Raw genomic sequence first — 19,051 nt, 5'->3', positions numbered from 1 at the left:
ATAGAGAGCAGCTACTATAGCGCGTCTTTTTTCACAGGTACTCAGAATGCGTGTTTTACTGGCCCCGATGGAAGGTGTGCTCGACTCTCTCGTGCGCGAGCTGCTTACCGAGGTGAACGATTACGATCTCTGCGTGACGGAGTTTCTGCGCGTGGTCGATATGTTGCTGCCAGAAAAATCATTTTATCGTCTCTGCCCGGAACTGCATCGTCAGAGCCGCACTCCGTCCGGTACGCTGGTGCGCGTCCAGCTGCTCGGCCAGTATCCTGAGTGGCTGGCTGAAAACGCCGCCCGCGCGGTAGCGCTTGGTTCGTACGGCGTCGATCTTAACTGCGGCTGTCCGTCAAAGCTGGTCAACGGCAGCGGTGGGGGGGCGACGCTACTTAAAGATCCGGAGCTGATTTATCGCGGCGCAAAGGCCATGCGTGAGGCGGTTCCATCGCATCTGCCGGTGACGGTCAAAGTGCGTCTGGGATGGGACAGCGACGACAAGCAGTTTGAAATTGCTGACGCGGTGCAGCAGGCGGGCGCCACCGAGCTGGTGGTGCACGGGCGAACCAAAGAGGATGGTTATAAAGCCGAGCGCATTAACTGGCAGGCGATTGGCGAGATCCGCAAACGGCTTACGATCCCGGTGATTGCCAACGGCGAAATCTGGGATTACGAGAGCGCGCAGGCCTGCCTCAAAGAGACCGGCTGTAATGCCGTGATGATTGGCCGCGGTGCGCTGAACGTGCCGAACCTCAGCCGGGTGGTGAAATATAATGAGCCGCGGATGCCGTGGGCGGATGTGGTGAAACTACTGCAAAAATACACGCGGCTGGAAAAGCAAGGCGATACCGGCTTGTATCACGTCGCGCGCATTAAGCAGTGGCTGAGTTATTTGCGTAAAGAGTACGACGACGCGCTGGGATTATTTCAGGAGATCCGTACGCTACAGACGTCTGCGGATATTGCCCGGGTGATCCAGTCAAAATCCTGAGCGAAGTGTGAAGTGTTTGCCCGGCGCGGAGCCGGGCAACGGAATCAGAAAATCATCTTGAATACGCCGGTTACCACCAGCAGCCCTATCAGAAATATAATCAAAATAACCCACAATAATATTTTCATTCGCCTCTCCTGCGTATGTCTGTCGAAGTAAGTGTAGCAGTCAATTCATAATTAGCATGAATACATGAAATTAAATCATTGTCTTGGGGAATAAATTTCCGGATATGAAAATGTATAACAATATGCAGATTGCCACGCGTTACTAAAAAACGGAACGTCAGTAAGCGTAAGTTGCGCCTTTATTTTTTTGAGTTCATGGCGTAATGAAACGTTCTCTTACTTTATCTCTGAGTGCTCCTCTTGTTTTTATGCTGGCCGCCTGCGCGCCGGAACATGCCACGGTGTCTCCAGTAAAAACGCAAGCCGCCGCCGCAGCTGTAAATACCCAACTGCGTCATGCCGACTGGCCAAAAAGCGAATGGTGGAAAGACTTTAACGACCCCCAGCTCAACGCGCTGATCGACAAAGCGCTGGCGGATGCGCCGGATATGCAAATTGCCCGTCAGCGTATCACCCTGGCGGAAGCACAGGCGAAAGCCGCTGTCGCTGCTGAGGGTCCACAGCTGGATTTTTCCGCAGATGTTGAACGGCAAAAAATGTCGGCAGAGGGGCTGATGGGGCCATTTGCGCTGACCGACCCGGCGGCGGGGACAACCGGCCCCTGGTACACCAACGGCACCTTTGGTCTGACGGCGGGTTGGGATCTGGATTTATGGGGTAAAAACCGCGCCCAAATTGAGGCCCGCATCGGTCAGGTGAATGCGCAAAAAGCGGAGCTGGAGCAGACCCGCCAGCTGCTCGCCAGCAGCGTCGCGCGGCTGTACTGGGACTGGCAGACCGAGGCCGCGGTGGGTGACGTACTCGCGCAAATCAAACGGGAGCAGGAAAATATCATCGGTGCCGATCGCGAGCTTTATCAGCACGGCATTACCTCCTCGGTGGAAGGCGTTGAAACGGATATCAATGCCAGCAAAACCGATGAACAGCTCGCTGACGTGCACGGCAAAATGAAGGTCATTGAGGCGCGTCTGAATGCGTTGACCCATACCCCTTCAGTCACGCTCGCCCGGCATGCCTTACCTGACGCAGAGGCGTCGTTGCCATCAACGCTCGGTTATGAACTGCTGGCTCGGCGCCCGGATTTGCAGGAGGCGCACTGGTATATCGAAGCATCCATGAGCGAAGTGGATGCCGCCAGAGCCGCGTTCTACCCTGACATCAATTTGATGGCATTCTTGCAGCAGGATGCATTGCACCTGAGTGACCTGTTCCGCTCATCTGCGCAGCAAATGGGCGTAACCGCCGGGCTGACGCTGCCAATTTTTGACAGCGGTCGGTTGAATGCGAACCTGGATATCGCCCAGGCGCAAAACAACCTCTCCGTGGCGAACTACAACAAGGCCGTGGTAGATGCCGTAAACCAGGTTGCCCGGACGGCCAGCGAAGTGGATACGCTGACCGCCAAAAATCAGCACCAGCAGCAGATCGAAAAAGATGCGGCGCGCGTCGTTGCGCTGGCACAGGCGCGTTTCAGCGCCGGGATCATTGCCGGCTCCCGGGTGAGTGAAGCAAAAATTCCGGCGCTCAAAGAGCGTATTGCCGGGTTGATGCTGAAAGGTCAATACGTGGATGCCACGCTCCAGCTCACCTCCGCGCTGGGTGGCGGATATCATCACGGCTAACATTGCGCATTATCTATACTTACCTCTTTGCAGATTATCAGGAGGTGAGTATGACGCGAGTCGCAATTGTTACCGCATCGGATTCAGGAATTGGCAAAACGACGGCCCTGATGCTGGCCGAACGCGGGTTTGATGTCGGAGTAACCTGGCATTCAGATGAGAAAGGGGCGCTGGCAACCTGCCGTGAAATTGAAGCGCGCGGGCAGCGTGCCGAGGCCATTCATCTCGACTTAAGCAATTTGCCGGAAGGCGCAAAGGCCATTGAAACCCTGATTACGCGTTTCGGGCGGCTGGATGTGCTGGTTAACAATGCCGGGGCGATGAATAAAGCGCCATTTCTGGACCTGTCGTTTGACGACTGGCGGCACATATTCACCGTTGACGTGGACGGCGCGTTTCTCTGCTCGCAAATCGCGGCGCGTCAGATGGTGAAGCAGGGGGAAGGGGGGCGGATCGTGAATATCACCTCGGTGCATGAACATACGCCATTGCCGGACGCCAGCGCCTATACGGCGGCCAAACATGCGCTGGGCGGGTTAACAAAGTCGATGGCGCTGGAGCTGGTTAAACATAAGATTCTGGTGAACGCCGTTGCGCCCGGAGCGATCGCCACGCCGATGAATGATATGGACGACAGCGAAGTGAAAGAAGGCGCAATGCCGGAAATCCCGCTGGCACGGCCAGGGCATACCAAAGAAATTGCCAGCCTGGTGGCGTGGCTGTGTGACAGCGACGCCAGCTACACCACCGGGCAGTCGTTTATCGTCGACGGCGGTTTTATGCTGGCGAATCCGCAGTTTAAGCCTGCGGAATAAGCATTCCCCTCACCTCAGCCCTCTCCCCCAAGGGGAGAGGGTGTATAGCGTTTGGGGAGAGGGGTAGGGTGAGGGGCAGCAGGCCGAACTCACTCTTCATCCCGCCGCTTTTCGCGATGCTTGAGCCACAGCCGTACCACAATCACCACCGCAACAACCAGGATCAACCAGGCCCAGTGTTTAAGATGTTGATCGAGATTATGCAGCCACGGACCTATTACTTCGCCACCCACGTAGCCAAGCGTGGTGAAAATCAGTGCCCAGGCAATCGCCCCGAGAATGTTCAGCGGCAGGAAGATTTTCGGCGGTAAGCGGCTCGCGCCAATCAGTATTGGCCCGATGATGCGAAAGCCGTACATAAAGCGGGTACCAATCACAAACAGCCAGGGACGTCGCTGGATAAGCCGCTGAGCACGGCGAATTTTCTTTTGATGCTTAGCAAAACGTTGCAAAAGCGTCGGGCCAAAGCGCAGCCCCAGAAAGTAGAGCAGCTGATCGCCAATCATACCGCCCAACGCGACGGCGGCGACCACCAGCGAGAATTTCAGCAATCCCTGATGTGCGGCCACCCCGCCCAGCAGCGTGATGGTTTCGCCTTCCGCGACGCTGCCGATCACCAGCGCGGCGTATCCATATTGTTCAATAAGACCGTTGATATCCATTACGTAAACGTCATCTCCCTTACTGTGCCTGCGTTAATCATATACCCCATCCATCAACCGCGCGGCAATCAACGGAAATTTCCCACTGTACATAAAATAATCTAAAGCCTGCATTATACTTAAGCTATCGCTGACGGGCCGACAACAAGGGGGCGTTATGAACCATGTCTGGGGACTTTTCTCCCATCCCGATCGTGAAATGCAGGTGATCCGTAACGAGAACGAAACGGTCGCGCATCACTATACCCACCATGTCCTGCTGATGGCAGCGGTGCCGGTGGTCTGCGCGTTTATTGGTACTACGCAGATAGGCTGGAACTTTGGTGACGGCACCGTGGTTCAGCTTTCCTGGTTTACCGGACTGTACCTGGCCATTCTGTTTTATGGCCTGATGCTGGCCGGGGTGGCGGTGATGGGGCGGGTCATCCACTGGATGGCGCGCAACTATCCGCAGCGCCCGTCGCTGGCACACTGTATGGTCTTCGCCGGATACGTCGCGACCCCGCTGTTTTTGAGCGGTATTGTCGCGCTCTATCCACTGGTCTGGCTGTGCGCGCTGATCGGTACGGTTGCCCTCTTTTACACCGGTTATCTGCTGTATGTAGGGGTGCCAACCTTCCTCAATATCAATAAAGAAGAGGGCCTGAGCTTCTCCAGCTCTACGCTTGCCATCGGCGTACTGGTCCTTGAGGCGCTACTGGCCCTGACAGTTATTCTTTGGGGTTATGGATACCGTCTCTTTTAAGTTCCCTGCATTGCTGGCGTAAATGCCAGCAATGCAGCATCTGGTTATGATTCTCCGCTGGCGACAACGCACGGTGAGCGCTATGATGCCGAAGCCAGCCTGTGTTTATCCGTTGACACAGGCGGTGTACGTCATAACGTGCGTGAATCATTATCAGAAGTCTCATCATGCTGAAATTTCGAGTGTCACTCCTTAGTCTTGCGCTGCTGCTGGGCGTCTCCGCTACCGCGCCAGCCATCGCCAAAACGACCGCAGTCGCCACCGCTGCTGCGCAACCCCAGATTGCGTCCGGCAGCGCGATGATCGTTGACCTGAATACCAACAAGGTGATCTACGCCAGTCATCCGGATCTGGTGCGCCCGATCGCTTCCATAACCAAAGTCATGACCGCGATGGTGGTGCTTGATGCACGACTGCCGCTGGACGAAAAGCTGAAGGTGGATATCAGCCACACGCCAGAGATGAAAGGGATCTACTCTCGCGTGCGTCTGAACAGTGAAATCAGCCGTAAAAATATGCTGCTGCTGGCGCTGATGTCCTCTGAGAACCGCGCGGCGGCAAGCCTTGCCCACCATTATCCTGGTGGTTACGACGCGTTTATCCGCGCGATGAACGCCAAAGCCAAAGCGCTGGGGATGAAAAATACCCATTTCGTAGAGCCAACCGGTCTGTCGATTCATAACGTCTCGACGGCGCGTGATTTAACCAAGCTGCTGATCGCCAGTAAGCAATACCCGCTGATCGGTCAGCTCAGTACCACGCGTGAGGAGATGGCGACATTCTCGAACCCGGCGTATACGCTGCCGTTCCGCAACACTAACCATCTGGTGTATCGCGATAACTGGAATATTCAGTTAACCAAGACCGGATTCACTAATGCGGCAGGGCACTGCCTGGTGATGCGCACCGTGTTTAACGGTAAGCCAGTGGCGCTGGTGGTGATGGATGCCTTCGGCAAATATACCCACTTTGCGGACGCCAGCCGCCTGCGCACCTGGATTGAAACCGGGAAAGTGCAGCCGGTGCCGGCTTCAGCGCTGGCGTATAAAAAGCAGAAAGCGGAACAGATGGCGACGGCGCAGAACGACTGAGCCGCCTGTCTGTGCCGGGTGGCGGCTTCGCCTTACCCGGCCTACGGCCCTAAAGCGGCCCCGATACGTAGGCCCGGTAAGCGAAGCGCCACCGGGCGAAAGCGCCTACTCCGGCAGCGTCCAGTCACCATCGTTGAGTGGACGCTGCATGATCAACGTATCCCGCCAGTCGCCCTTCTTATACCCCACGCTGCGCAGTTGACCGACAACCTCGAAGCCATGTTTTTTATGCAGCCGTAACGATCCCGCATTATTGTTTCCGTCACCAACCACGGCAATCATCTGCCGCCAGGGTCCTTGTTCACAACGGGCGATCAGTGCCTGGAGTAAGGCCGAGCCAAACCCGCGCCCGGTAGTGCTGGCATCCACATAGATGGATTCCTCAAGGGTGTACCGGTAGGCCTGGCGTGGACGATAAAACGTGGCGTAGCAGTAGCCGACAACAATGCCGCGATACAGCGCAACCAGCCACGGTAAACCGCTGTCGGTCACGCTCTTCATCCGCTGACGCATCTCATCGACGGTGGGAGGAATTTCCTCGAAGGACGCACGGCCATGAAGCACATGCCAGGCGTATATCGCCGAGATGGCATGCGCATCGTCAGGAAGGGCGTCGCGCACCTCGATTTCAGTTTCGGGGAAAATTTCTACAGCCGACATGTTCTGCCCGCTCCTTGTTTGGAAAGCCAGAGAAACGTTTCTCTGGCAACAGGCAGATACTCTAGTACGTTTGAGGAGGGCTTAACAATCTCTTAAATTTGGCTATAAGAGTTCATCAGAGGCTTGCGTATTGTGTTCCTCTGTTTCGGCACTCTCTTTCCAGTATTTCTTCCGCGTTGTCTTACCAATGCCCGGGTTCATACTGTTTGTAGGGTCATTTTTGCGATAAAACTGTTTAAGCGTCTCCGGCGCTTTGTACAGGTGTCCTACGTTGTGCTCGGCAGGATATTGCGCGCCACGCTCGTGCAGCAGCGCCAGCATCTGTTCTTTCAGCGCGTGTGCATCAACCCCTTTTTTGACGATGTAATCCTGATGGAAGACATAGCACATAAAGTGGCCGTAATAGAGCTTATGCACCAGCTTGCTGTCGATCTCCGGCGGCAGATGTTCAAACCACTCGGTATCGTTGCGACGCAGGGCGATATCCAGCGCCAGAATATCCTCCACCTCTTCGGAATGCACCGCCTGATAACGGATGGCAGCACCCGCCGCGGCGAAGCGGTGCAGGAAGGCTTTGCTGCCTTCTTCCGGCGTACAGGCAAAGAAATCCCCGTCGGCGGTTTTGAAGAATTCGGTGAGCCAGCTCTGCGCTTCGGCAATTCCGTCCCCGGCCATTTTCAGCAGCAGATGGTGCTCATACTTGTCGCGCCAGGTCTTCATCCGCTCCGGTAAATGCGCCGGGAAGACGTTACCCAGCTTCTGCATAAAGCGGTCGGTGAAGTGCGGTTTGAACAACGATACTTTCTCCAGCATCGCGTCGGTGCGGCCCTTCATAGTGAAGAAGAACGGCATTTTGTCGGTGCCGAGCTTGTCGATCATCAGGAAGGTATCTTTGCCGTAGCGCTCGGCGATGTCGTAAATGTCCCGGTGCATATACTCGCCCGCCACCGGCAGGTGAGTGAACTCGGCCAGAATATGACGACGGATCTCCGTCAGCACCTCCGGCTGATTGGTGCCGATGTAAAACACCTGCTGCTTTTTCTCTGCCGGGAAGGTATCGAGGCGCACCGCAAAAACGGCCAGCTTGCCCGCGCAGCCGGAGGATTCAAACAGGCGATCCGGATCGGCATTATAGCGCGCCGGCGTATCGGCATTGATATCGCGCACGCGGGTGATGTAATCGTGGTCATGCGCGTGACGGCCATCGTGCTGAACGTCTTCGTCCTTTACGCGGTCATCGTCGAGTTTGCTGAGGATCTGCTCTGGCGTTACGCCCAGATCGATCCCCAGATGGTTAACCAGCGTCAGCTTGCCGTTTTCATCGATACGGGCGAACAGCGACATTTCCGTGTAAGCCGGGCCGCGCTGCACCAGCGAGCCGCCGGAGTTATTGCAGATCCCGCCGATCACCGAGGCGCCAATGCACGATGAGCCGATCACCGAGTGCGGTTCGCGTCCCAGCGGCTTAAGCGCTTTTTCCAGCGAGTAAAGCGTGGTGCCGGGGAAGGCGAGCACCTGTTCGCCCTTGTCCAGCAGGTGCAGTTTGTCGAGGCGCAGGGTGCTGATAATCACGATGTCACGATCGTAATCGTTGCCGTTCGGCGTGGAGCCTTCGGTCAGGCCGGTATTCGCAGCCTGCATTAAAATAATCTTGTCTGCCGCAACGCAGGCGCTGAGCACGCGCCACAGTTCGAGCAACGTACCGGGGAAGACTACCGCCAGCGCGTCGCCCTGGCCGGAGCGAAAGCCCTTACGATAGCGGGCGGTTTTGGCCGGGTCGGTAAGCAGGTGAGAGTGACCAACCAGGCGAGACAGTTCGTTAATAAATGTAGTGTTATCGTCAGTTCGAACAGAAGACATCTTCCACTCCTTGTGGTGGGGCAAATTTCTCGCTGTAAAGCATAGCGCGATTAGCCGTTGAGCGGTCGGGTATTCATGAGAAAAATCAGAGAATAACCCTGCAAGGTTTTCAGGCTTTATGGCACACTGCGCTTTTCGCACGGTCTGGCCGGGTGCTTCCCGCGGTTATTGATGAGAGAGAATAACAACATGAAATGGCTATGTTCTGTAGGTGTTGCCGTCAGCCTGGCGCTGCAACCTGCGCTGGCAGAGGATTTGTTTGGTAATCACCCGCTCACGCCCGAAGCCCGCGACGCCTTTGTCACGGATTTACTCAAAAAGATGACGGTCGATGAGAAAATCGGCCAGCTGCGCCTGATCAGCGTCGGTCCGGATAACCCGAAGGAAGCCATTCGCGAGATGATCAAAGACGGGCAGGTAGGGGCCATTTTTAACACCGTTACCCGCCAGGATATCCGCAAGATGCAGGATCAGGTGATGGAGCTGAGCCGCCTGAAAATTCCACTGTTCTTCGCTTATGACGTGGTGCACGGCCAGCGTACCGTCTTCCCGATTAGCCTCGGCTTAGCCTCCTCTTTTAATCTTGATGCGGTGAAAACCGTCGGGCGCGTTTCGGCATATGAAGCCGCAGACGACGGCCTGAATATGACCTGGGCGCCGATGGTTGACGTCTCCCGCGATCCGCGCTGGGGCCGCGCTTCGGAGGGCTTCGGTGAAGACACGTATTTAACCGCCACGATGGGCAAAACCATGGTGGAAGCGATGCAGGGCAAAAGCCCGGCAGATCGTTACTCGGTGATGACCAGCGTCAAGCACTTCGCCGCCTATGGCGCGGTGGAGGGCGGTAAAGAGTACAACACCGTCGACATGAGCCCACAGCGCCTGTTTAACGACTACATGCCGCCATACAAGGCAGGGCTGGACGCGGGGAGCGGCGCGGTGATGGTAGCGCTGAACTCTCTCAACGGCACGCCTGCCACCTCCGATTCGTGGCTGCTGAAAGACGTGTTGCGCGACCAGTGGGGCTTTAAGGGCATTACCGTCTCTGACCACGGCGCGATTAAAGAGCTGATTAAACACGGCACGGCGTCCGATCCGGAAGACGCGGTACGCGTGGCGCTCAAGTCCGGCATCAACATGAGCATGAGCGACGAGTACTACAGCAAATACCTGCCGGGGCTGGTGAAGAGCGGCAAAGTGACGATGGCAGAGCTGGACGACGCCGCTCGCCACGTGCTGAACGTGAAATATGACATGGGGCTGTTTAACGATCCTTACAGCCATCTGGGGCCGAAGGATTCAGACCCGGCGGACACCAACGCCGAAAGCCGTCTGCACCGTAAAGAAGCCCGGGAAGTAGCGCGCGAAAGCCTGGTGCTGCTGAAAAACCGTCTCGACACGCTGCCGCTGAAAAAATCCGGCACCATTGCCGTGGTCGGTCCGCTGGCCGACAGCAAGCGTGACGTCATGGGCAGCTGGTCCGCCGCAGGCGTGGCGGATCAGTCCGTTACCGTGCTGACCGGCATTAAGAGCGCCGTGGGTGATAATGCAAAAGTGGTTTACGCCAAAGGCGCGAACGTCACCAACGATAAAGACATCGTGACCTTCCTCAACCAGTATGAGGAAGCGGTGAAGGTGGATCCGCGCACGCCGAAAGAGATGATCGACGAAGCGGTGAACGCCGCGAAGCAGTCCGACGTGGTGGTCGCGGTGGTGGGTGAAGCGCAGGGGATGGCGCACGAAGCCTCCAGCCGGACCGACATCACTATCCCGCAAAGCCAGCGTGATCTGATCGCGGCCCTGAAAGCCACCGGCAAGCCGCTGGTGCTGGTGCTGATGAACGGGCGTCCGCTGGCGCTGGTGAAAGAAGATCAGCAGGCTGACGCCATTCTGGAAACCTGGTTCGCCGGTACCGAAGGCGGTAATGCCATTGCCGACGTGCTGTTTGGCGATTACAACCCGTCCGGCAAGCTGCCGATGTCCTTCCCGCGCTCCGTCGGGCAGATCCCGGTTTACTACAGCCACCTGAACACCGGTCGCCCGTACAACGCCGACAAGCCGAACAAGTACACGTCCCGTTACTTCGACGAAGCTAACGGCCCGCTCTATCCGTTTGGCTATGGCCTGAGCTACACCACCTTCAAGGTGTCTGACGTCAAAATGTCGGCGCCGACCCTGAAGCGTGACGGCAAAGTGACCGCCAGCGTGGAGGTGACCAACAGCGGCAAACGCGAAGGCGCGACGGTGATCCAGATGTACGTTCAGGACGTCACGGCCTCCATGAGCCGTCCGGTGAAACAGCTGCGCGGCTTCGAGAAGGTCAACCTGAAACCGGGCGAAACCAGAACGGTCAGCTTCCCGATTGACGTGAATGCGCTGAAGTTCTGGAATCAGCAGATGAAATACGATGCCGAGCCTGGCAAATTCAACGTCTTCATCGGCGTGGATTCCGCCCGCGTGAACAAAGCCGAATTCGAACTGCAATAATCTTACCTTCCTCCCCATCCCCCGTCTGGCGGGGGATGCCTCTCATCTTGTACGAAAAACGGTTAAATTCGCTGTTTTAAGCTACGCTTTTGTCTCAAGCCTATGAAAAAGGCCACAAAATAATGAGGAAAGCAGAATGACGATTATTAAGGGGATAACAGGATCGGCGGTGCTTCTGGCGGCGCTAAGCCTGCCGCTACAGGCCGCAGAGCCGGTTAAGGTGGGTTCCAAAATTGATACCGAGGGCGCGTTGCTCGGCAATATCATTTTGCAGGTACTCGAAAGCCACGGCGTGAAAACGGTCAATAAAGTACAGCTTGGCACCACACCTGTCGTACGCGGTGCCATCACGTCCGGCGAGCTGGATATCTACCCGGAATACACCGGCAACGGGGCATTCTTCTTCAAGGATGAAAACGATCCGGCCTGGAAAAATGCCAAAGCCGGGTACGAAAAAGTCAAAAAGCTGGACGCGGAAAAAAATAAGCTGGTCTGGCTTACGCCGGCACCGGCCAACAACACCTGGACCATCGCGGTGCGTAAAGATATTGCCGAGAAAGGCAAGCTCACCTCGCTTGACGATCTCAGCCGCTACCTGAAAGAGAAGGGCGAGTTTAAGCTCGCGGCCTCGGCAGAGTTTATCGAGCGCGCTGATGCCCTGCCAGCGTTTGAAAAAGCCTATGATTTCAAGCTCGATCAGGCACAGCTGCTCTCGCTGGCGGGCGGCGACACGGCGGTGACCATTAAGGCGGCGGCACAGCAAACCTCCGGCGTCAACGCGGCGATGGCCTACGGCACCGACGGCCCGGTCGCGGCGCTTGGTCTGCAAACCCTGACCGACCCGAAAGGCGTTCAGCCAATTTACGCCCCAACCCCGGTCGTGCGCGAGGCGGTGCTGAAAGCCTACCCGGATATTGCGGAATGGCTCAAACCGGTGTTTGAAAAACTGGATGCGAAAACGCTGCAACAGCTGAATGCCAGCATTGCCGTTGAGGGGCTGGATGCCAAAAAGGTGGCTGCCGACTTCCTGAAACAACAAGGGCTTGTGAAGTAACGGGACAAGGCTGTGCCAATAAAATGTCATAACCGCGTCCTGCTGCTGTTGGCCTGTGTGGCCATTGCAGCGGTCGCGTTACCCTTTGTAAATGTCGCGCCAAACCGTCTGGTGTCGGGCGAACCGCGCGCGCTCTGGCAGATCTGGTCATTTACGCCGCTACTGCTGGGCGCGGCGCTGGCGAGTACTGTAGCCTTAGCCTTCTGGCCAGGGCGAGCCGCCCTTTGGCTGACGCTTCTGCTCAGCGAAGCACTGTTTATCGTGCTGTTCTGGAGCGCGGGACAGGCAGCAACGCAGATGGCCTCGGTTGAAAGCCCGCTGGCGCGCACGTCGATTGGCAGCGGGCTGTGGCTGTGGCTGGCACTTTGTCTGCTGGTCTGTAGCGATGCCATTCGCCGTCTCACGCCGCTACCCGTCTGGCGCTGGCTGCTGAACGCGCAATTCTGGGTTATCCCTCTGCTGATCCTCTTCAGCGGCGATCTGAATCAACTCTCGCTGTTAAAAGAGTACGCCAACCGCCAGGAGGTGTTTGACAACGCGCTGGCGCAACATCTGACGATCCTGTTCGGGACGCTGATCCCGGCGCTGCTGCTGGGCGTGCCGCTGGGCATCGGGTGCTACCGGCATCCCAGCCGCCAGGGCGCCGTCTTTACCGTGCTCAACGTTATTCAGACCATCCCCTCCGTTGCCCTGTTTGGCCTGTTGATTGCCCCCCTGGCCGGTCTGGTGAAATCCTTCCCTGCGTTGGCCGCGGCAGGCATTGCCGGAACCGGGCTGACGCCTGCCCTTATCGCCCTTGTGCTGTATGCGCTGCTGCCGCTGGTGCGCGGCGTGGTGGCGGGGTTAAGCCAGGTTCCGCCTGACGTGCTGGAAAGCGCCCATGCGATGGGGATGAGTGCGCGCCAGTGTTTCTGGAAAATACAGCTGCCGCTTGCGCTTCCGCTGCTGGTTCGCAGCCTGCGGGTGGTGACGGTGCAAACCGTGGGGATGGCGGTGATTGCCGCGCTGATCGGGGCGGGCGGCTTTGGGGCACTGGTGTTCCAGGGGCTGCTGAGCAGCGCGCTGGATCTGGTGCTGCTGGGCGTTGTGCCCACGATTGCGCTGGCGGTCGTACTGGATGCATTGTTTGCCCTGTGGCTCGCGCTGCTCAGGAGAAGAGCCAATGATTGAATTTCATGATGTGAGTAAAACCTTTGCGGGCCGTCCGGCGGCAAGCCACCTCAATCTGCATTTTGCCGAGGGGGCGTTCTCGGTATTGATCGGGACGTCGGGGTCGGGAAAATCGACGACGCTGAAGATGATCAACCGGCTGGTGGAACATGACAGCGGGACGATTCGCTTTGCCGGAGAGGAGATCCGCAGCCTGCCGGTGCTGGAACTGCGGCGGCGTATGGGCTACGCCATTCAGTCCATCGGCCTGTTTCCCCACTGGACGGTGGCCCAGAACATTGCCACCGTGCTACAGCTGGAAAAATGGTCCCGGGGGAAGATCAATGAGCGTGTCGACGAGCTGATGGCGCTGCTGGGCCTGGACGCGTCGCTTCGCGACCGCTATCCGCACCAGCTTTCCGGCGGACAGCAGCAGCGGGTCGGGGTGGCGCGCGCGCTGGCCGCTAACCCGCAGGTGCTGCTGATGGATGAGCCCTTCGGCGCGCTGGATCCGGTCACCCGCGGCGCACTTCAGGCGGAGATGAGTCGCATCCACCGTATTCTAGGGCGCACCATCGTGCTGGTGACGCATGATATCGACGAAGCGCTGCGGCTGGCCGATCGTCTGATACTGATGGATCACGGCGAAGTCGTCCAGCAGGGTACGCCGCTTGAGCTGTTAACCTCGCCGGCGAATGATTTTGTGCGTGAATTTTTTGGCCGCAGCGAGCTGGGCGTCAGGCTGCTCTCGCTACGCACCGTCAGGGACTATCTGCGTCCGCAGGATGCGCAAATCGGTGGTGAACCGCTGCACGATGGGATGAGCCTGCGCGATGCCCTGTCGGCGTTTGTCGCCCGGCAGTGCGAGGTGTTACCCGTTGCGGACGGGCAGGGGACGCCATGTGGGACGATCCATTTTCGCGATCTGCTGGCGGGGGAGGTGACGCGTGAAGTGGGTCCGTGATCCGTTACTCTGGCTGACAGGGCTGTTTATCGCCTTACTCTACCTGATGCCGCACAGCGCGGCGCTGTTTAATGCGCTTATCCCCGGGCTGCCGCGCCCGGTGTACCAGCAGGAGAGCTTTGTTAATCTCACCCTGGCGCACTTCTGGCTGGTGGCGGTGTCAAGCGTGATTGCCATCGTGCTGGGCACAGGCGCCGGGATTGCGGTGACGAGACCCGCGGGCAGGGAGTTTCGTCCGCTGGTGGAGACCATCGCCGCAACGGGGCAGACCTTCCCGCCGGTGGCCGTGCTGGCGATTGCCGTGCCGGCGATTGGTTTTGGGCAGGAGCCTGCCATCATTGCGCTGATTTTGTACGGCGTGTTGCCCATTCTGCAAGGGACGCTGGCGGGGATTGCGGCGGTGCCTGCATCGGTGCTGAGCGTAGCGGAAGGGATGGGGATGAGCGCCTGGCAGCGGCTGGTGAAGGTCGAACTGCCGCTGGCCGCACCGGTGATTATCGCTGGCGTGCGAACGTCCGTGATTATCAACATTGGTACGGCAACCATCGCCTCGACGGTCGGAGCCAATACGCTGGGAACGCCGATCATTATCGGGTTAAGCGGGTTTAATACGGCTTACATTATTCAGGGGGCGGTTCTGGTTGCGCTGGCGGCGATTGTGGTGGATCGCCTGTTTGAACGCCTGGCCGGATACCTCAGCCAACACCGCCGCGAACAATAAATGAATAACCTGCAAGCATAACGCCACCGATACCGCTGATGGCCATCAGTGCAAAGAGGGTAATTACGGCCAGTTTCGTTGCCTTCATCATGTGCTCCTGTTGTTAACGGAACAATTATACGGTGAAGCGCAGCTGTTAATGAACCATTAAATGCCGTTACGACGCATTTGGCCCCAGCGAGTAAACGGGATAACCATGTTCGCGCCATTCCGTCAGGAGCTGCTGCTGGGAAGCGGAGGGGACTTCGCCGCACCAGACCAGCAGCGTCTGTCCCTCAAACAGTTCCGGCCTGAGCTGGGCCAGGGAGTGGGCAAGCACGTCAACGCGCCAGCCCTGCTGGGTGGCAATCCAGGCTTCGAGCCACAGCCGGGTGGTATCGTGTACGTTCCAGCCGATCACCAGCGCATCTTTGCTGTTTTTATTCCGCGCTGAGGCAAGACAGACGGAAATATAGTTAATCAGCACGCCATCAAGCATGCTGAGCAGTGCCTGTAAGGTGGTTTGCTGACACTGAAGCCGACGCCGTAGGGGAATAAAAAGATGGGTGATCAAGGTTTGCGCCGGGTAGTCTCGACCCTGTTCTTTGATCCAGCCGCGCAAACGCTGCAAATTGCCACTCTGCAACAGCCTCAGCAGCGTTTCCTGCTGCTCGCGCCAGAGAAGCTGCGTATCTGGATCGTCCTGGCTCAGAAGCGATTTTACCTTGCCGACCTGTACGCCATTGTCGATCCAGCTTTTGATCTCGCGGATCCGGTCAATATCCGCATCGTTAAACAGGCGGTGCCCGCCGTCCGTTCTTTGCGGCTTAAGCAATCCATACCGTCGCTGCCACGCCCGTAGCGTAACGGGATTGATATCACACAGGAGTGCCACTTCACCTATTGTGTAAAGCGCCATTTTCGCCCCCAGGCTTGCGCGTCCCCAGCTTAACTGTAGACCCACTTTGCGGAACCAGGAAGATTTGATTCTTTTTTGTACAAATTATACGAAAGACAGGTTATCTCCGGCAAAAGGTGTGATGGCGGACACGATTTATCGCTTTTTTGGCACGTTTCAAAGAAAGTTAACCGCTATCAGTGTATGTTACGCGTTTTTAGAATGTGCGGTTTGTGAGTATGTACGAGTTTAATCTGGTGCTGCTGTTGCTTCAGCAGATGTGCGTGTTCCTTGTCATCGCCTGGTTGATGAGCAAAACGCGCCTGTTTATCCCGCTGATGCAGGTCACCGTCCGTCTGCCGCACAAATTCCTCTGCTACGTCGTATTTTCCATATTCTGCATTATGGGGACCTGGTTTGGTCTCCATATCGAAGATTCCATCGCCAATACGCGCGCCATCGGCGCGGTAATGGGCGGGCTGCTCGGAGGCCCGGTTGTCGGCGGTCTGGTGGGGTTAACCGGCGGCCTGCACCGCTATTCGATGGGTGGTATGACGGCGCTGAGCTGCATGATCTCCACCATCGTCGAAGGGCTGCTCGGTGGTCTCGTCCACAGCTATATGATTAAGCGCGGTCGCCCGGATAAAGTGTTCAGTCCCTTTACCGCAGGGGCGATTACCTTCGTGGCGGAAATGGCGCAGATGGCGATCATCCTGCTGATCGCGCGCCCGTTTGACGATGCGTTACATCTGGTCAGCAGCATTGCCGCACCGATGATGGTCACCAATACTGTAGGTGCGGCGCTGTTTATGCGCATTCTGCTCGACAAACGCGCCATGTTCGAAAAATACACCTCGGCATTTTCTGCCACCGCCTTAAAAGTTGCGGCGTCGACGGAAGGGATCCTGCGGCAGGGATTCAACGAGGAGAACAGTATGAAGGTGGCGCAGGTGCTGTATAAAGAGCTGGATATCGGAGCCGTGGCGATTACCGATCGCGAGAAGCTGCTGGCGTTTACCGGTACCGGCGACGACCACCATCTGCCGGGCAAACCGATCTCCTCGGCCTATACCCTGCGCGCTATTGAAACGGGTGAAGTGGTGTATGCCGACGGAAATGAAGTGCCGTACCGCTGTTCCCTGCATCCGCAGTGCAAACTCGGCTCTACGCTGGTCATTCCCCTGCGGGGTGAAAACCAGCGCGTCATGGGCACTATTAAGCTTTACGAAGCCAAAAACCGCCTGTTCAGCTCCATCAACCGCACGCTGGGGAAGGGGATCGCCCAGCTGCTTTCGGCGCAAATCCTGGCGGGGCATTATGAACGGCAAAAAGCGCTGCTGACGCAGTCAGAAATTAAGCTCCTGCACGCTCAGGTGAACCCGCATTTCCTGTTTAACGCGCTCAACACGCTGAAGGCGGTGATCCGCCGCGACAGCGATCAGGCCGCGCAGCTGGTGCAATTTCTCTCGACCTTTTTCCGCAAAAATCTGAAGCGACCCTCGGAGATCGTCACCCTCGCGGACGAGATTGAGCATGTAAACGCCTATCTGCAAATTGAAAAAGCGCGCTTCCAGTCACGTTTACAGGTGTCGTTATCCGTCCCGGACGATCTGGCGTATCAGCATCTTCCGGCCTTTACCCTGCAACCGATTGTAGAAAATGCCATTAAGCATGGGACGTCGCAGCTGCTGGGAAGTGGAGAGATTATGATTTCCGCTTCCCGTTTTAACCGCCATCTGGTGCTGGATATTGAAGACAACGCGGGGCTGTATGAAGCTTCCGCGTCAGGCGGTCTGGGCATGAGCCTGGTGGATAAACGCCTGCGCGCGCATTTTGGTAACGACTGCGGTATCACCGTCGCCTGTGAGCCAGACCGCTATACCCGAATTACTTTACGATTGCCGCTGGAGGAGAACGCATGTTAAGAGTGCTGATTGTCGATGATGAGCCGTTAGCACGGGAAAACCTGCGTGTTCTGTTGCAGGAGCAGAGTGATATCGAGATTGTGGGGGAATGTGCCAATGCGATTGAAGGCATCGGTGCGGTGCATAAACTGCGCCCGGACGTGCTGTTCCTCGATATTCAGATGCCGCGTATCAGCGGGCTGGAGATGGTCGGCATGCTCGACCCGGAGCACCGTCCCTATATCGTCTTTCTGACGGCCTTTGATGAGTACGCGGTAAAGGCGTTTGAAGAGCACGCATTTGATTATCTGCTGAAGCCGATTGAAGAGAAACGCCTTGAAAAGACCCTGACCCGCCTGCATCAGGAGCGTACCGTGCAGGACGTGACGCTGCTGCCGGAGCATCAGCAGCCCCTGAAGTTTATACCCTGTACCGGGCACAGCCGGATTTACCTCCTGCAAATGGACGACGTTGCCTTTGTCAGCAGCCGTCTGAGCGGGGTATACGTCACCAGCGCTGAAGGTAACGAAGGCTTTACCGAGCTGACCCTGCGCACGCTGGAGAGCCGCACGCCGCTAATCCGCTGCCATCGTCAGTATCTGGTGAACATGGCGCACCTGAAGGAGATCCGTCTGGAAGATAACGGCCAGGCCGAGCTGGTGTTACGTGCCGGGCAAACCGTTCCCGTCAGTCGTCGCTACCTGAAAAGTTTGAAAGAGGCGATAGGGCTGTAAAACTGGTACACTGCGCGCCATTGCATCATCGACATTCGAAGGCTCTATGCTAAGTAACGATATTCTTCGTAGCCTGCGCTACACCCTGAAAGCGAACAATAATGACATGGTGCGCATTCTTGCGCTCTCCGACATGGAATCCACGTCCGCCGGGTTCGACACCTGGATGACTAAAGAAGATGAAGAGGGTTTTGTTCGCTGCCCGGACATTATTCTGTCGGGCTTTCTGAATGGCCTGATCTACGACAAGCGCGGCAAAGATGAATCTGCGCCTGAGCTGGCGTTGGAGCGTCGGGTGAATAACAACACGGTGCTGAAAAAGCTGCGTATTGCTTTCTCCCTGAAAACTGACGACATTCTGGCGATCATGACCGAGCAGAAATTTCGCGTGTCGATGCCGGAAATCACCGCCATGATGCGCGCGCCGGATCATAAGAATTACCGCGAGTGTGGGGATCAGTTTCTGCGTTATTTCCTGCGTGGGTTGACGCAGCGGGTGCATAACCAGAAGGGGTGATTTTTAGCCGGGTGGCGCTTCGCCTGACCCGGCCTGCAAAACCTGTAGGCCCGTGCAAGCGTAGCGCCGCAGGGCAAAA

Annotated in this window: 18 protein-coding genes; 13 read left to right on the top strand and 5 right to left on the bottom strand. The window is 57.1% G+C overall.

Features of this window, described 5'->3' with window-relative positions:
- Window positions 1–46: 46 nt before the first annotated feature.
- From dusC to KTH07_RS12695, 3 genes are all read left to right on the top strand, one after another.
- Window positions 47–982 carry a tRNA dihydrouridine(16) synthase DusC gene (gene dusC / locus KTH07_RS12705; RefSeq protein WP_015572323.1) on the top strand — a complete coding sequence of 312 codons (936 nt, stop codon included), beginning with the start codon at window positions 47–49 and terminating at the stop codon, window positions 980–982.
- 331 nt (window positions 983–1,313) lie between these two features.
- A complete protein-coding gene (gene mdtQ, locus KTH07_RS12700) occupies window positions 1,314–2,732 on the top strand; it encodes a multidrug resistance outer membrane protein MdtQ (protein ID WP_032619324.1) in 1,419 nt (472 codons plus the stop codon).
- 50 nt (window positions 2,733–2,782) lie between these two features.
- Window positions 2,783–3,547, top strand: a complete 765-nt coding sequence (locus KTH07_RS12695; protein WP_023295053.1) for an SDR family oxidoreductase — start codon at window positions 2,783–2,785, stop codon at window positions 3,545–3,547.
- Between the two features lie 89 nt (window positions 3,548–3,636).
- Here the strand turns inward: KTH07_RS12695 and KTH07_RS12690 are convergent, their stop codons facing one another.
- Entirely contained in the window at window positions 3,637–4,209 is a 573-nt protein-coding gene (locus tag KTH07_RS12690) for a DedA family protein (RefSeq protein WP_015572327.1), read from the bottom strand.
- A gap of 157 nt (window positions 4,210–4,366) precedes the next feature.
- Here KTH07_RS12690 and KTH07_RS12685 point away from each other — a divergent pair, with 157 nt between their 5' ends.
- A complete protein-coding gene (locus KTH07_RS12685) occupies window positions 4,367–4,954 on the top strand; it encodes a Yip1 family protein (RefSeq protein ID WP_003859296.1) in 588 nt (195 codons plus the stop codon).
- 167 nt (window positions 4,955–5,121) lie between these two features.
- Window positions 5,122–6,045: a D-alanyl-D-alanine endopeptidase gene (pbpG, locus tag KTH07_RS12680; protein WP_015572329.1), complete on the top strand. Its 924-nt coding sequence runs from the start codon at window positions 5,122–5,124 to the stop codon at window positions 6,043–6,045.
- Between the two features lie 105 nt (window positions 6,046–6,150).
- Here the strand turns inward: pbpG and KTH07_RS12675 are convergent, their stop codons facing one another.
- Together KTH07_RS12675 and dld are read right to left on the bottom strand one after the other, a co-directional pair.
- Window positions 6,151–6,705, bottom strand: coding sequence for a GNAT family N-acetyltransferase (locus KTH07_RS12675; RefSeq protein ID WP_015572330.1), 555 nt, complete (start codon window positions 6,703–6,705; stop codon window positions 6,151–6,153).
- A gap of 102 nt (window positions 6,706–6,807) precedes the next feature.
- On the bottom strand, window positions 6,808–8,565 hold the full coding sequence (gene dld / locus KTH07_RS12670) for a D-lactate dehydrogenase (protein WP_015572331.1): 1,758 nt from the start codon (window positions 8,563–8,565) through the stop codon (window positions 6,808–6,810).
- 189 nt (window positions 8,566–8,754) lie between these two features.
- Between dld and bglX the strand changes: the two genes are divergently transcribed.
- The 5 genes from bglX to KTH07_RS12645 all read left to right on the top strand — a co-directional run bounded on the left by bglX (window position 8,755) and on the right by KTH07_RS12645 (window position 14,940).
- A complete protein-coding gene (gene bglX, locus KTH07_RS12665) occupies window positions 8,755–11,052 on the top strand; it encodes a beta-glucosidase BglX (protein ID WP_023304110.1) in 2,298 nt (765 codons plus the stop codon).
- 136 nt (window positions 11,053–11,188) lie between these two features.
- Window positions 11,189–12,106 (top strand): ABC transporter substrate-binding protein, encoded by a 918-nt coding sequence (locus KTH07_RS12660; protein WP_023304109.1) that lies wholly within the window; start codon window positions 11,189–11,191, stop codon window positions 12,104–12,106.
- Between the two features lie 12 nt (window positions 12,107–12,118).
- Window positions 12,119–13,276 (top strand): ABC transporter permease, encoded by a 1,158-nt coding sequence (locus KTH07_RS12655; protein WP_017383374.1) that lies wholly within the window; start codon window positions 12,119–12,121, stop codon window positions 13,274–13,276.
- Complete coding sequence (locus KTH07_RS12650; RefSeq protein ID WP_015572334.1) at window positions 13,269–14,219, top strand: ABC transporter ATP-binding protein; 951 nt, start codon at window positions 13,269–13,271, stop codon at window positions 14,217–14,219. The genes KTH07_RS12655 and KTH07_RS12650 overlap by 8 nt, the downstream gene beginning before the upstream one ends.
- Complete coding sequence (locus tag KTH07_RS12645) at window positions 14,203–14,940, top strand: ABC transporter permease (protein WP_017383373.1); 738 nt, start codon at window positions 14,203–14,205, stop codon at window positions 14,938–14,940. The genes KTH07_RS12650 and KTH07_RS12645 overlap by 17 nt, the downstream gene beginning before the upstream one ends.
- On the opposite strand, the gene KTH07_RS12640 is transcribed toward KTH07_RS12645, so the two are convergent.
- Together KTH07_RS12640 and mlrA are read right to left on the bottom strand one after the other, a co-directional pair.
- Window positions 14,915–15,028: a protein YohO gene (locus KTH07_RS12640; protein WP_017383372.1), complete on the bottom strand. Its 114-nt coding sequence runs from the start codon at window positions 15,026–15,028 to the stop codon at window positions 14,915–14,917. The genes KTH07_RS12645 and KTH07_RS12640 overlap by 26 nt on opposite strands.
- A gap of 69 nt (window positions 15,029–15,097) precedes the next feature.
- Complete coding sequence (gene mlrA / locus KTH07_RS12635; protein WP_017693055.1) at window positions 15,098–15,838, bottom strand: HTH-type transcriptional regulator MlrA; 741 nt, start codon at window positions 15,836–15,838, stop codon at window positions 15,098–15,100.
- Between the two features lie 218 nt (window positions 15,839–16,056).
- Here mlrA and KTH07_RS12630 point away from each other — a divergent pair, with 218 nt between their 5' ends.
- The 3 genes from KTH07_RS12630 to KTH07_RS12620 are packed head-to-tail and all read left to right on the top strand — an operon-like array spanning window position 16,057 to window position 18,972.
- Window positions 16,057–17,742 carry a sensor histidine kinase gene (locus tag KTH07_RS12630; protein WP_217310762.1) on the top strand — a complete coding sequence of 562 codons (1,686 nt, stop codon included), beginning with the start codon at window positions 16,057–16,059 and terminating at the stop codon, window positions 17,740–17,742.
- A complete protein-coding gene (gene btsR / locus KTH07_RS12625) occupies window positions 17,736–18,455 on the top strand; it encodes a two-component system response regulator BtsR (protein WP_023304105.1) in 720 nt (239 codons plus the stop codon). The genes KTH07_RS12630 and btsR overlap by 7 nt, the downstream gene beginning before the upstream one ends.
- A 46-nt stretch (window positions 18,456–18,501) precedes the next feature.
- Window positions 18,502–18,972, top strand: a complete 471-nt coding sequence (locus KTH07_RS12620) for a DUF1456 family protein (RefSeq protein WP_015572337.1) — start codon at window positions 18,502–18,504, stop codon at window positions 18,970–18,972.
- The last annotated feature ends 79 nt before the right edge of the window (window positions 18,973–19,051 follow it).

This window comes from Enterobacter cloacae complex sp. ECL72, assembly GCF_019056635.1.
GTDB classification, from domain to species: domain Bacteria; phylum Pseudomonadota; class Gammaproteobacteria; order Enterobacterales; family Enterobacteriaceae; genus Enterobacter; species Enterobacter hormaechei_C.
Note: the sequence above shows the minus strand (reverse complement) of the source record. Positions and strands in the feature narration are given on the sequence as shown.

What these genes read in the sequence shown, in the direction of transcription:
- mdtQ (WP_032619324.1), top strand. Translation starts at nt 1,314, where the DNA reads ATGAAACGTTCTCTTACTTTATCTCTGAGTGCTCCTCTTGTTTTTATG.
- bglX (WP_023304110.1), top strand. Translation starts at nt 8,755, where the DNA reads ATGAAATGGCTATGTTCTGTAGGTGTTGCCGTCAGCCTGGCGCTGCAA.
- KTH07_RS12685 (WP_003859296.1), top strand. Translation starts at nt 4,367, where the DNA reads ATGAACCATGTCTGGGGACTTTTCTCCCATCCCGATCGTGAAATGCAG.
- KTH07_RS12675 (WP_015572330.1), bottom strand. Translation starts at nt 6,705, where the DNA reads ATGTCGGCTGTAGAAATTTTCCCCGAAACTGAAATCGAGGTGCGCGAC.
- KTH07_RS12650 (WP_015572334.1), top strand. Translation starts at nt 13,269, where the DNA reads ATGATTGAATTTCATGATGTGAGTAAAACCTTTGCGGGCCGTCCGGCG.
- KTH07_RS12640 (WP_017383372.1), bottom strand. Translation starts at nt 15,028, where the DNA reads ATGAAGGCAACGAAACTGGCCGTAATTACCCTCTTTGCACTGATGGCC.
- KTH07_RS12630 (WP_217310762.1), top strand. Translation starts at nt 16,057, where the DNA reads ATGTACGAGTTTAATCTGGTGCTGCTGTTGCTTCAGCAGATGTGCGTG.
- dusC (WP_015572323.1), top strand. Translation starts at nt 47, where the DNA reads ATGCGTGTTTTACTGGCCCCGATGGAAGGTGTGCTCGACTCTCTCGTG.
- KTH07_RS12660 (WP_023304109.1), top strand. Translation starts at nt 11,189, where the DNA reads ATGACGATTATTAAGGGGATAACAGGATCGGCGGTGCTTCTGGCGGCG.
- dld (WP_015572331.1), bottom strand. Translation starts at nt 8,565, where the DNA reads ATGTCTTCTGTTCGAACTGACGATAACACTACATTTATTAACGAACTG.
- pbpG (WP_015572329.1), top strand. Translation starts at nt 5,122, where the DNA reads ATGCTGAAATTTCGAGTGTCACTCCTTAGTCTTGCGCTGCTGCTGGGC.
- btsR (WP_023304105.1), top strand. Translation starts at nt 17,736, where the DNA reads ATGTTAAGAGTGCTGATTGTCGATGATGAGCCGTTAGCACGGGAAAAC.
- KTH07_RS12690 (WP_015572327.1), bottom strand. Translation starts at nt 4,209, where the DNA reads ATGGATATCAACGGTCTTATTGAACAATATGGATACGCCGCGCTGGTG.
- mlrA (WP_017693055.1), bottom strand. Translation starts at nt 15,838, where the DNA reads ATGGCGCTTTACACAATAGGTGAAGTGGCACTCCTGTGTGATATCAAT.
- KTH07_RS12695 (WP_023295053.1), top strand. Translation starts at nt 2,783, where the DNA reads ATGACGCGAGTCGCAATTGTTACCGCATCGGATTCAGGAATTGGCAAA.
- KTH07_RS12620 (WP_015572337.1), top strand. Translation starts at nt 18,502, where the DNA reads ATGCTAAGTAACGATATTCTTCGTAGCCTGCGCTACACCCTGAAAGCG.